Below are 14858 nucleotides of genomic sequence, written 5' to 3'. Positions count from 1 at the left end.
TCTTTTCTGCATACTCCAAACCACCGATAACTGAATGGCTTTTTTAACTTTTGAAAACATTGGCATTTCCGGTCTTGCTGCTGCCGTGCCGGCCAACACCATCGAAAATGAAGCATATACCATGCATTTTCCGGCCGAGGATGTGAAGCAGATTGTTGAAAAAACGGGTATCCGGCAGCGCAGGTTTGCCCCGAAGGGTATGACGGCCTCAGATCTGTGCTTTGCAGCTGCTGACAAGCTCTTAAACGACATGCAGATCAGCCGGGAAGAAATTGATGCCGTCATTTTTGTATCCCAAACCCCGGATTACCGCATGCCGGCAACTTCTGTTATTTTGCAGGATAAGCTGGGACTGCCGAAATCTACCTTAGCATTTGATATTAATTTGGGTTGTTCGGCTTTCGTATATGGGCTGTCCGTGGCCTATTCCTTTATGCAGCAGCAGGGTTTCCGGCATGTGCTGCTGCTTGACGGGGAAACCCGTTCGAGAGTCTATCATCCTAAAGACCGTAAAACAGGTTTTTTGTTTGGAGATGGTGGCGTTGCAGCATTGATAAGCCGGGATGAGCGCTATGGAAAAAGCTGTTTTTCTCTCAATTCGGATGGTTCAAGGCAGGATTTAATCAAAATGGATGCCGGCGGATATCGGAATCCCAGTACGCCCGAGACCCTTAAAGAAAAGGTAGTAGATGAGCACGGTAACATCCGTACCGATGAGCACGGGTATATGAATGGTGCTGATGTGTTTAACTTTGCAATTCGTGAGGTTCCTAAGAACATCAAAGAAACGCTTGCCTTCGCACAAACAGAGAAAGAGGCGATTGATTACTTTGTATTGCATCAGGCCAACATTTATATGAACAGCTATCTTTCGAAGAAATTAAAGCTGCCCGATGAGCGGGTACCAACCAATCTCGACCGTTTTGGAAACACCTCGTCTGTATCTATACCACTGGCAATTGCTACAGAGCTTCAGGAAGCCTTAAAGCAGCCGCAGCGTCTGCTTTTGTGTGGATTCGGGGTTGGTATGTCATGGGCTACCGGAATTCTGAACACCGGGCCATGCCACATACCTGATCTGATTGAATTAGAAGCTGAGGAATACTGAGATATGATAGAACAACGATTTGGTCTGCATAACAAAACCATTCTTATCACGGGCGCATCATCCGGCATAGGACGCGCCTGTGCCATTGCATGTAGTGAGGCTGGTGCACGCATTATTCTAATAGGACGAAATGAAGAACGTCTTGAAGAAACACGATCATCTCTAACTAAGCATACCCAGGATCACATTTCAATATCGCTTGATCTCACCGATTATGTAAAAGTCGATGAGTGTATGAAGGAGTTAGAGAACCAGGGCATCAAAATTGATGGCTTCCTTCACAGCGCCGGTATTTCAACTACACTGCCGTTGAGAAATATTAAACCGGAAGCGCTAACCGAAATGCTGAACACAAACGTAGTCTCGGCTATTCACATGGCAAAATGGGTCAGCCGAAAGAAAATGGTTCCTGAGGAAGGACAAAGCATAGTACTTATTTCATCGGTTATGGGTAGCCTGGGAGAAGCAGGGAAAACCATGTATAGTTCTTCTAAAGGCGCCCTGTTAGCGGCATCGCGATCAATGGCCGTGGAATTGGCAACTAAGCGTATCCGGGTTAACTGTATTTCGCCCGGAGTGGTTGTAACACCAATGTCAGAGCAGGCGGTGTACAGCAAAAATGAAGCAGCTCGTGAGCGCATCGAAAGCATGCATCCGTTGGGTCTCGGACATCCCGATGATGTAGCTGCTGCGGTACTGTATTTACTCAGCCCAGGGGCAAGGTGGGTCACAGGGATAAATTTGGTAGTGGACGGAGGTTATTCGGTTTAAAAATAATTTTTGTCTATGTGCAATAATGATTTGCTAATTTCTATTTCTATTCAACGTTCTTGATTCTTTACAATCAAACCATTTAATGATAAAAAATTTTTTATTCAAAGGGAAAAAACTACTTTATAGCTTTATTGGGTATTTAATATTTAATGTAAATAAACTTTGGTTTAAAAGTTTGCCTAGAGTGTATAGCACCTATATAAATATTAATCCTTTTGATATAAAATTAAGTGTTGAGGGGAGTACGTTTAACCAAATGGGGGGATGGCGTTTAAAACATTTCGTTTTATATAAGCCAATAGCACACATAAATCCCCTCAGAGAATATGTATTAGTGCTAGAAAAGACTTTTGAAGAGTTGTATGTCCATGATACTAAACCGAATGAAACAGCTTATTTTCATTATTTATTAAACAAAAAAACAAAGAATGATGCAGCGCTAGATAAAATAGTATCACTAAAAAATAAATATAGAGTTATGTTTGAACAATTTGGGCAAGGGAAAATTATAGTTCCATATAAGACGACTTCGAATATTGATTTTTTCTCTATCGGAATAGGTGCTCAAGGAGAACTATATTTCATGACAGGCAACCACAGGCTTGCAATTGCAAGGGCATTGAAACTGGAACAGATACCTGCATCCGTAGCATTCAGACATAAAGATTGGCAGAAAATAAGGGAATCAATTTACAAAGCACTTAAAAGTGGATATCCTTTGAAAGATGAGTTAAGAGGTTATTTGGGGCACCCTGATATAGTTCACATGATTAATGACCATACATTAAATGCACCTGCCAATTAATGTCATTTTAAATGATTTCTTTAAGAAGTCAATTATTGTTTAATTTGAACTAAATTAATGTTTAATATTATCTATAATCAATCATGTCGAGTGTTATTATAATTGGCGGGGGTGGCCACGCCGCTGAGCTTGATGAATATATCCGTTATGCCAATCGTGTCGGGGTTTCTAAAATACAGCTTACTGGAGTAATTGACGATAATCCCAAAGCCTACGATCAATATCATTTTGACTGCCCCTTTCTTGGCAACATATCGGAGCATGAAGTGCAGAATGACGTGCAGTATATTGTCGGTATTGCCAATCTGAAATATCGTGCGCCGATTACGCAGCGGTTCATAGACGCGGGTGCAACATTCCTGACTTTTGTACATCCGTCTGCCTATGTAGCAGAAAGTGCCATAATCGGAACTGGCTCTGTCATTGCACCTAACGTTAATTTGGGTCCTATGACAACAATTGGTGCATTCAATATGATTAATGCCCGATGCAGTATTGGACATGATACGAAGATCGGAAATTTCAATTTCCTGAGCCCGAATGTTTGTTTTTCCGGAGGCACCCAAGTAGGTGACGGCAATCTGTTTGGGATTAACAGTGCTACGATACCGGGGATTAAGGTTGGTAATCGGAATAAAATCATGGCCGGTATGATTCTTGAAAAAAATGTGGGCGATGATGAGACGGTTTTCTATCGTTACAAGGAAAAAATCATCGCTGTCCTTAAATCCACTAAAGGCTGATGGAAAACCTTCCGTTGCTTTACAAAGGAAAAGAAGCCGAAATTTACCCAATGGCACGCATCATTCAACCGGAACATCTGCTACTGGATGATTACGCTGTTATAAGCGACTTCTGCTTTGTGCTTGCCGGTACCTACACCAAAATCGGCAAATATTCCCGTCTTGCACCCTATGCGATGATAACCGGTGGCGGTGAGGCCTACATCCAAGACTATGTGGATATATCCTACGGCGTAAAAATCCTCACCGGCAGCGATGATATCTATGGCGGCTACCTTTCGCTTCCAAAAGTCCCAGCCGAAAAAAGAAAAATCACCCGCGCAAGGGTCGAGATTCACGCCTACGCTTACATTGGCATAAACAGCATCATTTATCCGGGAGTAACCATCGGCGAAGGTGCTATGACCGAGCCGAATACGATTGTTAAGCAGAATCTTGAACCGTGGACGGTTTATGGTGGTATAACATGTGAGAAACTTGGGAAGCGAAAGCGTGTTTAGTTTTAACAGTATCAGATCAGCCTTAGCCCGTCACGATGTGAACCGTAAGGGCTGGAAAACAGACAGGAAGATCATCGTGATCGAGTCAGATGATTGGGGGGCTATCCGCATGCCTAATGCTTCCGTGTATCAGCAGTTGCTAAATTTGGGGTATGCAGTTGATAAATGTCCTTATGCACGCAATGATGCTTTGGCATCGGAAGAAGATTTGCAGAAGCTCTTTAATGTGCTTCTTACATTCAAAGACGTCAACGGAAATTCTCCTGTAATCACGGCTAATTGTGTTACTGCAAATCCGGATTTTAATCGAATAAAGGAAAACGATTATCAAGAGTACTACTGGGAGCCTATTACAGAAACGTTTAAGAGGTATGATGCGCATGCGAAATGTTTTGAGTTGTGGAAATCCGGCATAAATAAACACATCTTTTTTCCGCAATTTCATGGAAGGGAGCATGTTAACTGGAAGTATTGGCTGGCCGAACTGCAGAATCCGGAATCTGACTACCGGAAAATTTACGCTTTCGCTACTTGGACTCTAAAAGCAACTGATGCTGCAAAAGGCAGCATAAATCTGCAGGCTGCTCTTGACACACACAATTACGCCGATCTTGAGCATCAAAAAACTTACCTGCAGGAGGGGATGCAGGGCTTTCAGGAACTGTTCGGATTTACTTCAGAATCTTATATCGCAACCAATTTTATCATACATTCTGATTTGCTTCAAAAGCTGTCGGAGCTGAGGGTAAAATACATTCAGGGGATGAAGTATCAGAAGCATCCCATTCTTGACAAGTCCGAACGCGAAATGGTCAGGCATTATACGGGTGAAAAAAACAAGTCAGGGCAAACCTTTCTGGTCAGAAACTGTGTGTTTGAGCCGTCCCAAATGCCGCAGAATTTTGACAGTGTTGGAGAATGTCTAAAAGACATTAAAAATGCTTTCTTCTGGAAAAAGCCGGCCATCATTACAGCACATCGGTTAAATTTTGTCGGGTACATCAATCGCGAAAACAGAGACAGAAATCTTAAGATGTTTTCGGAACTGCTTTCTCAAATATCAAAAAAATGGCCGGATGTCGAGTTCATGACGAGCCCACAGCTTGGGAAGTTGATAGAGGAAAGCTTGTCTTAGACCGCAGGTTTGATTGTGATAGGGGTCTGAAGACCGCTGCCTGCTGGTCGATTAGGTCATTACGTAACCCCAATTTTCCAAATATAACTTGACAATACGCACCAAAACAACATTTTTTTCTGCTGTCTTTTTTTTTAACGCAAAGGGCGCTAAGGGTGTCACGAAGAGCGCAAAGGGTATGGGTTTAGAAAAAAAACCTTCGTGTCCTTCGTGTATAAATACGGTATTTCGATCTGATTATATGCCTTAAACAGGCCTCGTTTTTTTTTAACGCAAAGGGCGCTAAGGGTGTCACAAAGAACGCAAAGGGTATGGCTTTAGAAAAAAACCTTCGTGTCCTTTGCGTTAACCTTCGTGTCCTTCGTGTTTAAAAAAGGGTAGTTCAAAATTTACTACCCTTTTATATTCTGACTCTGTTCACAAATGCTTCAATTATTGCCTCTTGTCTCTTCTAATAAATTTCCTTGCCTTAACTTACTCTCCTGTTGAACATGCTTGATCCTTTAATAACATCCAAAACCCGGATTCGGTTGCTTGTGAAGTTTTTCAGCAATCCGCATACGAAAGCCTATCTGCGCGAAATTGCCGAGGAGTTTGGGGAATCGACGAATTCTGTGCGTGTGGAGCTCAACCGACTCTCCGAAGCCAAACTGCTGCGGAGTCAGCCGGATGGTCGCACCATTAAATACAGTGCCAATGAGCAGCACCCGCTCTTTCCCGATATCCGGAAGATCATCAGCAAATTCCTCGGTCTCGATCAGATCGCGCAAAACATTGTCAGCAAGCTGGGCGAGGTGGACCGTGCGCTCGTAATAGGTGACTATGCGAAAGGCATTGACTCCGGCACGATTGAACTTGTGATTGTAGGGGAGTCGGTCGATATGAACCTACTTGCCGAGCTCACGGCCAAAGCGGAGAAGCTGATTAAGCGTAAGATTCAGCCGCAGGTCATGGCGCGCGCAGCGTATGAGGCGGCCCGGGAGGGAAATGCAGAGATGTTCCGGCATCCGATTTTGGTTTACTCGGTGGAGCAGTAGATACAGTATGTCAGTATTTCAGTATGTCAGTGTGTCAAGGGTGAGTGCTTGAGTTCGGCATGGATGCCTTAGCGAACTTTTTGCCTTCTTCGCGTTTAAAATCCCAAGTTGGGACAAATACCATAGGTTGATACTTGCCTCAGTATTTTAACGCGAAGGCCGCGAAGGTTTACGCGAAGGTCGCGAAGGCACTAAGGGCGCGATGTAATTTTGTTTGCAGTACAAATTTTGATTCCACCGTCCCCCTCTCCCGAAACAGATGCCGTTTCAGGGGAGGCAAACTCCTTCGGGAGAGGGGTCAGGGGTGAGGGCCGCAGCGCGAAGGGCGCGACGTTTGTGTAGTGGTAAGCCTAACTTTCTTTCCCAATTATTCCGATATTATACTTAGTTTTATACCGTTAATTTTAAACCCGTAAGATTTTATCATGATTAAAAATATTACCTGTATTGGTGCCGGCTATGTCGGTGGTCCGACCATGGCTGTTATGGCACTCAAAAACCCTCACATTAAGTTTCACGTTGTGGATATCAATCAGTCGCGCATTGATGCCTGGATGAGTGATGAGCTTCCGATTTATGAACCCGGACTGTTCGAAGTTGTGCAGCAGGCGCGGGGTAAAAACCTGTTCTTTTCGACCGATGTGGAAGGTGCTATTAAGGAAGGGGATATGATTTTTATCTCTGTGAATACGCCTACCAAAAAGTACGGTATCGGTAAGGGGCGCGCGGCCGACCTTAAATACGTTGAGCTGTGTGCGCGTCAGATTGCCGAGTATGCCGATGACGATAAAATTGTGGTCGAGAAATCGACCCTGCCGGTGCGTACTGCGCAGTCCATCAAAAAAATTCTGAGCGCTACGGGACACGGGCCCAAATTTCAGGTGCTTTCCAATCCTGAGTTTCTTGCAGAAGGTACTGCGGTAGAAGATCTGATGCAGGCGGACCGGGTACTGATCGGTGGTGATCAGGATGAAGCCGGGCTTGCGGCCATTGAAGAGCTTGTGAAAGTATACAATGCCTGGATTCCGCGGGAACGCATCATCACGACCAACATCTGGTCCTCCGAACTTTCCAAGCTGACGGCCAACGCCTTCCTTGCACAGCGCATCAGCAGCATTAACGCGATTTCTGCCCTTTGTGAGGCAACTGGTGCAGATGTGGAAGAAGTAGCGCACGCCATCGGAACCGATTCCCGTATTGGTCCCAAGTTCCTCAAGTCATCGGTCGGTTTTGGCGGATCCTGCTTTCAGAAGGATATCCTCAACCTTGTGTACCTCTGCGAGTTTTTCGGTCTGCACGAAGTCGCGCGCTACTGGGAGCAGGTTGTGACGATGAACGACTATCAGAAGTCCCGCTTCGGCAGCAAAATTATTTCGACCCTCTTTAATACGGTTTCCGGCAAAAAAATCGCCTTCCTTGGCTGGGCCTTCAAAAAAGACACCAACGATACGCGCGAGTCGGCTTCCATTTATGTGGCCGATCAGCTGCTGAACGACGAGGCGAGCATCAGCGTGTATGACCCGCAGGTACCTGAGCAGCAAATGTATCTCGATATGGAAGAGCTCGAAACCCGCCCAATGGAGGTCAACAAGCAGCGCCTTACCATGACTGATGACGCCTACGAGGCCTGCAAAGATGCGCACGCAATTGCCGTGATGACCGAGTGGGATGAATTCAAAACCCTCGACTGGCAGCGTATCTACGACAATATGAAAAAGCCCGCCTTCCTGTTCGACGGACGCCTGATTCTGGACCGCAAAAAGCTGTCTGACATCGGCTTTGAGGTCTATACGATCGGGAAAGGGAAGTAGAGGGGACGGCGGACCGCAGACGGCAGACCGCGGGTTTGATGCTGTTGGCGAGGGACGGCAGACCGCAGGTTTGTAACCGTTGGTAAGGGACTGGCGGACCGGGAGATTGTAAATTTTGGGTTATGGCTTCTGGCTACAGATTGAAAACGGCTGACCGCAGTCTGCGGTCCGCGGTCCAACAAAATGGTTGTTATTCAATAAATTTATCTACTAAAAGGAACTGTATTTATGAAAAAAGTACTGATTACCGGGGCGGCTGGTTTTTTGGGGTCGCATTTGTGTGACCGGTTTATTAAAGAGGGGATGTTTGTAATCGGGATGGATAACCTCATTACGGGTGATATGGATAATATCGCCCATCTGATGGGGCATGAGCAGTTTGAATTTGTGCAGTATGATGTGACCAAGTTTGTGCACGTCTCCGGCGATCTGGATTACATCCTGCATTTTGCTTCACCGGCAAGTCCGATTGACTACCTCAAGATTCCGATTCAGACCCTGAAGGTGGGATCGCTCGCGATTCATCACCTGCTGGGTCTGGCGAAGGAAAAAAATGCGCGTCTGCTGATTGCCTCGACTTCTGAGGTGTACGGCGATCCGACGGTGCATCCGCAGACAGAAGACTACTGGGGTAATGTAAATCCGGTGGGACCGCGTGGGGTGTATGATGAAGCCAAGCGCTTTCAGGAAGCGATGACGATGGCGTATCACCGCTATCACGGGGTAGAAACGCGTATTGTACGCATTTTCAACACCTACGGCCCGCGCATGCGGATGAACGACGGACGCGTACTGCCTGCCTTTATTGGTCAGGCCCTGAGGGGGGAGGATATCACTATTTTTGGAGACGGCTCCCAAACCCGTTCCTTCTGCTATGTGGATGATCTCGTAGAGGGCATCTATCGCCTGCTCATGAGCGACTACGTTGAGCCGGTCAACATCGGTAACCCGGATGAAATTACGATTGCTGAGTTTGCGGAAGAAATCATCAAATTGACCGGTACAAATCAGAAGGTCGTGTATAAAGATCTTCCGGTAGATGACCCCAAACAGCGCCGTCCGGATATCAGTCTGGCCCAAAAAGTGCTCGGCTGGGAACCGAAGGTCAGCCGTGCCGATGGCCTGCGCATTACCTACGAATCGTTCAAAAAGCTGCCGAAGGAAAAACTGTTCCGGGTGGAGCACAATAAGTTCGAGAAGTATATTAAGAAGTAAGGGGGGGCGGAGGCAGACCGCAGACGGCGGACCGCGGAGGGGACTGGTATCAGCCTTCACAAGTCTGATCAACAGATCCTTCGACTCCGCCTCCGCAATGCTCCGGCTACAATCAGGATGACAACAAAATCCATAAGTAACCCCGGCGCGGCCTGCCGCGCCGGTGGCTTAGAGAGTGCTGCTGTCATCCTGAGCGAAGCGCAGCGAAGTCGAAGGATCCCGTTGTGCGGTGCCCTGAGCCCACAACACCGGATCCTTCGACTCCGCCTGCACTTCGTACCGGCTCCGCTCAGGATGACAGGGTTGCTTTGCTTCAAACGGCGCGGCCAGCCGCGCCGGTGGCTTGGAGAGTGCTGTTGTCATCCTGAGCGAAGCGCAGCGAAGTCGAAGGATCCCGTTGTGCGGTGCCCTGAGCCCACAACACCGGATCCTTCGACTCCGCCTGCACTTCGTTCCGGCTCCGCTCAGGATGACAGGGTTGCTTTGCTTCAAACGGCGCGGCCAGCCGCGCCGGTGGCTTGGAAAGTGCTGTTGTCATCCTGAGCGAAGCGCAGCGAAGTCGAAGGATCCCGTTGTGCGGTGCCCTGAGCCCACAACACCGGATCCTTCGACTCCGCCTGCACTTCGTACCGGCTCCGCTCAGGATGACAGGGTTGCTTTGCTTCAAACGGCGCGGCCAGCCGCGCCGGTGGCTTGGAGAGTGCTGCTGTCATCCTGAGCGAAGCGCAGCGAAGTCGAAGGATCCCGTTGTGCGGTGCCCTGAGCCCACAACACCGGATCCTTCGACTCCGCCTGCACTTCGTTCCGGCTCCGCTCAGGATGACAGGGTTGCTTTGCTTCAAACGGCGCGGCCAGCCGCGCCGGTGGCTTAGAGAGTGCTGCTGTCATCCTGAGCGAAGCCCAGCGAAGTCGAAGGATCCCGTTGTGCAGGACACCGAACCTTATGCGCAACATCTATCCTTGACACACTGACATACTGAAATACTGACATACTGTTAAATTAAACTGATAAAAAAATGAAAGGTATTATTCTCGCTGGGGGTACAGGTACACGCCTGTATCCGGTAACGAAGGCTATTTCAAAGCAGCTTTGCCCGGTGTATGACAAGCCGATGATTTACTACCCGCTGTCGGTGCTTATGCTGGCGGGTATTCGGGAAGTGCTGATAATTACGACGCCGCATGAGCAGGCGCTGTTTCAGCATCTTATGGGGGATGGTTCGGTATGGGGAATTTCGCTGGAATACGCCGTACAGCCGAGTCCCGACGGACTGGCGCAGGCTTTTATCATCGGCGAAAATTTTATCGGGGAAGATGACGTCTGCCTGATTCTGGGCGACAATATCTTTTACGGCAACAGCTTGTCCCCGCTACTGCGAAAAGCAGCATCGGATATGAAAGGCGCAACCGTGTTTGGCTATCAGGTCGTAGATCCGGAGCGCTTTGGCGTAGTGGAAATGGGGGCCGATGGCAAGGCACTTTCCATCGAAGAAAAACCGGAAGTACCCAAAAGCAACCTCGCGGTCACGGGGCTCTACATGTATGACAACCGGGTGATTGACATCGCCAAAAACGTCAAGCCTTCGGCTCGCGGGGAACTTGAGATTACAACCGTCAACACCACCTATCTGGAGATGGGCGCGCTGCATGTGCAGGTGCTGGGACGCGGCTTCACCTGGCTCGACACCGGTACGCACGAAGCCATGCTGGAAGCCTCGCAGTTCGTGGAAATCATCGAAAGACGACAGGGCCTCAAAATTGCCTGCCTGGAAGAAATTGCCTGGCGCAAAAAATGGATCACCGACGAGCAGCTGCTCCAACATGCCGAAGAGCTCCGGAAGAGTCAGTACGGGGCTTACCTGAAGCGCCTGCTCGATTAGGGGTAGGGTACAATTAGAATTTCAGGGCACCTAATCCTCATCACCAGATCCTTCGGCTTCGCTCAGGATGACAGTGTAATCATCAACATACCCGGCGCGGCCTGCCGCGCCGCTTGTCCTCCGTTGGCCTTGTCATCCTGAGCCAAGCGCAGCGTAGTCGAAGGATCTCGTTTTACTGGGCTGCGCGGTATTTCTGCTAAGCTAAGCTTAGCAACGAAATTGCTTCCGGGTGTGCGAAGGGTAAGATTAGTCTGTAATACATCAGTACTTCAGTATTTCGCAGGCAAAGGCTCTAATTTTTGTTCCGGTATCTTTCGCGCTATGCTTAGCGTCCTTCGCGTTCAACTACGGGGGCTGGTATGAACTACAGTGTTTGTATCAGCCTGGTTTATTTTAACGCGAAGGGCAGGAAGGGTTTCGCAAAGGAGCGGTTCATGTTAAGCCAATGACCGCTGCTTTTGGTGACGGCTTTAAACAGCGTCAGGATATTTTATAGTTTACGACCAGGCACTCTTGAAATCCGGCATTTCTTCGCGTCTTCGCGTACCACCAACTTGCATTAAATATTTCCCGTCTTGTTTGGGTAAGCAAATGGCATTATCCCCAGCAAGGCCTCTTCACGTACATTGTCTATGGAATTAGATTCTAAAATTTACATTGCCGGGCATAATGGTCTGGTTGGTTCTGCGATTTTGTGGAACCTGGCTCAGAAAGGCTACGAGAACATTGTAACCCGCTCCTCCGCGCAGCTGGACCTGCGGGACAAGAAGGCCGTTGAGGCCTTTTTTTATGAGCAGAGCCCGGATTATGTGTTCCTCGCGGCTGCCAAAGTAGGGGGCATTGTGGCCAATAACACCTATAGGGGCGAGTTTATTTATGACAACCTCATGATTCAGAGCAATGTGATTGAGGCGGCCCGTGTATTCGGGGTGAAGAAGCTGCTGTTTTTGGGTAGTACCTGTATTTATCCGCGGGATTGTCCGCAGCCGATTAAGGAAGAATACCTGCTCACCGGGCCGCTTGAATATACAAATGAACCCTATGCAGTAGCTAAAATTGCAGGTATCAAGCTGTGTGAGAGCTACAACCTGCAGTACGGCACCAACTTCATTTCGGTGATGCCAACCAATCTCTACGGTCCAAACGATAATTTTGACCTGGAGAAGAGCCATGTGCTGCCCGCTTTGGTGCGGAAGATGCATCTTGCGGCCTGTCTTGAGGCGGAGGATTTCGAGGGTATCAGAGCTGACCTGAACCGACGGCCGGTAAAAGGGGTAAGCGGTGATGCTTCGGAGGAGGATATTCTTCGTGTGCTTTCGGAGCAGGGGGTACGCCGTTTGGGCAGTGGAGAGACAGAAGTCGAAATCTGGGGCACCGGTGCACCGATGCGCGAGTTCCTCTGGAGTGAGGATATGGCGGATGCCTGTGTGTTTGTAATGCAAAACGTTGATTTTCAGGACATTGTGAAGCTCAGCGATTGCGGCAAAGAGGTGCGGAATGTGCACCTGAATATCGGTACCGGCAAAGATGTAAGCATCAAGCAGCTGGCGCTGATGGTGAAGGAGGTAATCGGTTTCGGAGGGGCGCTCACTTTCAACACAAGCAAACCTGACGGCACGATGCGAAAGCTCACTGATCCCGGTAAGCTTAACCGCCTCGGCTGGAACCACAGCGTGGAACTCGAAGAGGGCATAAGCAAAATGTATGATTGGTATGTTGGGGGATAGGTTGCTTAGCTTAAAAACCTATGCCGTTTCAAACACCGTAGTTAATTCCAACTTCCGTACTTAAACGCAAAGGACGCGGAGGTTTACGCGAAGAACGCAAAGGGATCTATGCTGATATTAAGCATCCACCTTTTATACTGACATACAGAAATACTGACATACTGATTATTGGAATTTACTAAACGCCGCGCCCTTCGCGCCTTCTTCGCGCCCTTCGCGTTTAAAAACCGATGCCGGAACAAACGCTGGAGTAAATTCTAAGTTCCGTACTTAAACGCAAAGGACGCGAAGGTTTACGCGAAGAACGCAAAGGGATCTATGCTGATATTAAGCATCCACCTTTGACATACTGAAATACTGACATACTGATTATTGGAATTTTCTAAACGTCGCGCCCTTCGCGCCTTCTTCGCGCCCTTCGCGTTTAAAAACCGATGCCGGAACAAACGCTGGAGTAAATTCTAAGTTCCGTACTTAAACGCAAAGGACGCCAAGGTTTACGCGAAGAACGCGAAGGGATCACAGGCTTAATCAGGCACCTTAATGGGTAAGCACAAGGCGTTACCCTTACGTTTTACGTACGTATTCACTACTTCGGGCTAATTCTCAGGCCGATTTCGAGGCCGGCGCGGTTGCCGAGGTGGGCGCCGGTGTCGAGGGCGAGGGCCGCGTTTATGCTGAGGCCGTGCTGCGGCATCAGCAGGTAGCTGCCGCGCAGCAGGAAGGAGTACTGATCCCGCCTCACTTCAGAGCGCGGTCTTGCTTCGGATCCGGGACGCGGGTCACGGCCGGTTGCGGTAACGCTGCAGAGGTTGCCGGATATCAGCAGGTCATCGTTACAGTTGCCGTAATTGCGCGTGAAGGTGCCCATGAATTGCCATTCGGACCGTTCACTGAGCTGTCCGTGCATGCCGAGATGCCATCCCGCTACAAGATTGTTGTATACGGGGTAGCGCTCCCGCGAAGGATCAATGGTCAGCAGCGGATTGCCGAGGACATTGTTTTCGTAGGTCCATCCGCTGTAATAAATGCCGTGATTGTAATAGCGGGCACGTCCCGGCGGCATGCCGGGCAGGGAATCCTGCATGAGGGTTTGCAGGTGCTCAATCAGCAGCGCATCTAACCAGCTAAACCAGCTGATGTTTTGCAGGCCGACCCCGTACAAACCGTCGCGGTAGCTGCGCAGCCGAAGGGAAACGGTGTCTTCCAGATAAATCTGCCGGTGCAGCACAAGCTGTGCTCCGTTAAGCTGAATGATCATGGTGCCGTCGTAGGCCGCGACCCCGTTGCCGAGGCGGTTCAGAACTTCCGAACCTGATGCACTGCTTTCCGGATCGGCCGCGCGGCCGGTTACGACGCGGAGGTAGTCAGCAAAAGAACGCGGCAGTCTTCCCCGTTCCGGATCAGTGCCGGCCCAGACGACGTTGTGGATGAAGCCGGTCATTAGCTCAATGCGCCAGACATTAAATTTGAGGTGCGCCATTTTCTGATGGAGCAGGGCATCGCGGATGTAGCGGTCGCGCTCGAGCTGACCGTCGCTGTAGCGCGCGCGGAACTGCAGGTGACCTGCTGTGAAGGGCACGTCAATAAAACCCCTGGTAGAAAGCTGAATGCGCAGTACCGGCGTCGCATTGCGGCTCACGATCATGGATCCTGTTGTGAGTTGCGGAAAGGGCATTTCAGCATCATCATAAAAACGACCCGCTTCAAGGCGGAAAATACCGTATTCGGCCCGGGCAAACAGCGTCTGAAAATGCGCGGTATTGCCCGTATTGGCCGCTCTGAGCGACAAAGCTGCCCCGGTCTCCAGCAGGTAGCGATCCGCCGGACTCCCCATGCGGTAGCGCACGGACAGCTGATTCAGCGCATTGATCCGGCTGCCCGGTCTGAGCTCCCCATAGCGGTTGGCATAGAGCCAAAAAGGCATTTCTGCTGTGCCAGCGGCAACGGAAGCCTGAACCGCAGTCCGTAAACCCTGCCCGTTTTCAACCGGAAAAGGATCCGGATGCAAGAGCACGGGTGCCTGACTTTGAAAAGACTGCTGACGTTTAGGCTGATCCTGATCCTGAGCCTGTACCTGCGCAAGGGTATGTGGGGGCATGAAAACCATCATCCCAAAAAAC

At 49.1% G+C, this 14858-nt stretch carries 13 protein-coding genes; 11 read left to right on the top strand and 2 right to left on the bottom strand.

Going from position 1 to position 14858, the window contains the following annotated elements; translation table 11 throughout:
• Window positions 1-34 precede the first annotated feature (34 nt).
• From CYPRO_RS11920 to CYPRO_RS11880, 9 genes are all read left to right on the top strand, one after another.
• Window positions 35-1108 (top strand): 3-oxoacyl-ACP synthase III family protein, encoded by a 1074-nt coding sequence (locus CYPRO_RS11920; protein WP_114984825.1) that lies wholly within the window; start codon window positions 35-37, stop codon window positions 1106-1108.
• Window positions 1109-1111: 3 nt separating this feature from the next.
• Entirely contained in the window at window positions 1112-1879 is a 768-nt protein-coding gene (locus CYPRO_RS11915; RefSeq protein WP_114984824.1) for an SDR family NAD(P)-dependent oxidoreductase, read from the top strand.
• 85 nt (window positions 1880-1964) lie between these two features.
• Complete coding sequence (locus CYPRO_RS11910; RefSeq protein ID WP_114984823.1) at window positions 1965-2687, top strand: hypothetical protein; 723 nt, start codon at window positions 1965-1967, stop codon at window positions 2685-2687.
• An 83-nt stretch (window positions 2688-2770) separates the two neighbouring features.
• Window positions 2771-3430, top strand: a complete 660-nt coding sequence (locus CYPRO_RS11905) for an acetyltransferase (protein ID WP_114984822.1) — start codon at window positions 2771-2773, stop codon at window positions 3428-3430.
• Window positions 3430-3930 carry an acyltransferase gene (locus tag CYPRO_RS11900; RefSeq protein ID WP_114984821.1) on the top strand — a complete coding sequence of 167 codons (501 nt, stop codon included), beginning with the start codon at window positions 3430-3432 and terminating at the stop codon, window positions 3928-3930. The genes CYPRO_RS11905 and CYPRO_RS11900 overlap by 1 nt, the downstream gene beginning before the upstream one ends.
• 37 nt (window positions 3931-3967) lie before the next feature.
• Window positions 3968-5065, top strand: a complete 1098-nt coding sequence (locus CYPRO_RS11895; protein WP_114984820.1) for a hypothetical protein — start codon at window positions 3968-3970, stop codon at window positions 5063-5065.
• A 491-nt stretch (window positions 5066-5556) separates the two neighbouring features.
• On the top strand, window positions 5557-6102 hold the full coding sequence (locus tag CYPRO_RS11890; RefSeq protein WP_205730333.1) for a winged helix-turn-helix domain-containing protein: 546 nt from the start codon (window positions 5557-5559) through the stop codon (window positions 6100-6102).
• Window positions 6103-6527: 425 nt separating this feature from the next.
• Window positions 6528-7913, top strand: a complete 1386-nt coding sequence (locus CYPRO_RS11885; protein WP_114984819.1) for a UDP-glucose 6-dehydrogenase — start codon at window positions 6528-6530, stop codon at window positions 7911-7913.
• Between the two features lie 228 nt (window positions 7914-8141).
• Window positions 8142-9128, top strand: coding sequence for a UDP-glucuronic acid decarboxylase family protein (locus CYPRO_RS11880; protein WP_114984818.1), 987 nt, complete (start codon window positions 8142-8144; stop codon window positions 9126-9128).
• Between the two features lie 168 nt (window positions 9129-9296).
• Here CYPRO_RS11880 and CYPRO_RS16440 read toward each other — a convergent pair whose 3' ends face one another.
• Window positions 9297-9491: a hypothetical protein gene (locus tag CYPRO_RS16440; protein ID WP_124245605.1), complete on the bottom strand. Its 195-nt coding sequence runs from the start codon at window positions 9489-9491 to the stop codon at window positions 9297-9299.
• 653 nt (window positions 9492-10144) lie between these two features.
• Between CYPRO_RS16440 and rfbA the strand changes: the two genes are divergently transcribed.
• Window positions 10145-11008 (top strand): glucose-1-phosphate thymidylyltransferase RfbA, encoded by an 864-nt coding sequence (gene rfbA / locus CYPRO_RS11865; RefSeq protein WP_114984815.1) that lies wholly within the window; start codon window positions 10145-10147, stop codon window positions 11006-11008.
• 632 nt (window positions 11009-11640) lie between these two features.
• Complete coding sequence (locus CYPRO_RS11860) at window positions 11641-12735, top strand: GDP-L-fucose synthase family protein (RefSeq protein ID WP_114984814.1); 1095 nt, start codon at window positions 11641-11643, stop codon at window positions 12733-12735.
• 589 nt (window positions 12736-13324) lie between these two features.
• Here the strand turns inward: CYPRO_RS11860 and CYPRO_RS11855 are convergent.
• Entirely contained in the window at window positions 13325-14836 is a 1512-nt protein-coding gene (locus tag CYPRO_RS11855; protein WP_164682742.1) for a capsule assembly Wzi family protein, read from the bottom strand.
• Window positions 14837-14858: the final 22 nt, after the last annotated feature.

It is taken from the genome of Cyclonatronum proteinivorum (assembly GCF_003353065.1).
GTDB classification, from domain to species: Bacteria; Bacteroidota; Rhodothermia; order Balneolales; family Cyclonatronaceae; genus Cyclonatronum; species Cyclonatronum proteinivorum.
Note: the sequence above shows the minus strand (reverse complement) of the source record. Positions and strands in the feature narration are given on the sequence as shown.

Bases quoted from the DNA above. Each gene is read 5' to 3' on its own strand.
- CYPRO_RS11880 (WP_114984818.1), top strand. From the start codon at position 8,142: ATGAAAAAAGTACTGATTACCGGGGCGGCTGGTTTTTTGGGGTCGCAT.
- CYPRO_RS11885 (WP_114984819.1), top strand. From the start codon at position 6,528: ATGATTAAAAATATTACCTGTATTGGTGCCGGCTATGTCGGTGGTCCG.
- CYPRO_RS11920 (WP_114984825.1), top strand. From the start codon at position 35: ATGGCTTTTTTAACTTTTGAAAACATTGGCATTTCCGGTCTTGCTGCT.
- CYPRO_RS11905 (WP_114984822.1), top strand. From the start codon at position 2,771: ATGTCGAGTGTTATTATAATTGGCGGGGGTGGCCACGCCGCTGAGCTT.
- rfbA (WP_114984815.1), top strand. From the start codon at position 10,145: ATGAAAGGTATTATTCTCGCTGGGGGTACAGGTACACGCCTGTATCCG.
- CYPRO_RS11910 (WP_114984823.1), top strand. From the start codon at position 1,965: ATGATAAAAAATTTTTTATTCAAAGGGAAAAAACTACTTTATAGCTTT.
- CYPRO_RS11900 (WP_114984821.1), top strand. From the start codon at position 3,430: ATGGAAAACCTTCCGTTGCTTTACAAAGGAAAAGAAGCCGAAATTTAC.
- CYPRO_RS11855 (WP_164682742.1), bottom strand. From the start codon at position 14,836: ATGCCCCCACATACCCTTGCGCAGGTACAGGCTCAGGATCAGGATCAG.
- CYPRO_RS11860 (WP_114984814.1), top strand. From the start codon at position 11,641: ATGGAATTAGATTCTAAAATTTACATTGCCGGGCATAATGGTCTGGTT.
- CYPRO_RS11890 (WP_205730333.1), top strand. From the start codon at position 5,557: ATGCTTGATCCTTTAATAACATCCAAAACCCGGATTCGGTTGCTTGTG.
- CYPRO_RS11915 (WP_114984824.1), top strand. From the start codon at position 1,112: ATGATAGAACAACGATTTGGTCTGCATAACAAAACCATTCTTATCACG.
- CYPRO_RS16440 (WP_124245605.1), bottom strand. From the start codon at position 9,491: ATGACAACAGCACTCTCCAAGCCACCGGCGCGGCTGGCCGCGCCGTTT.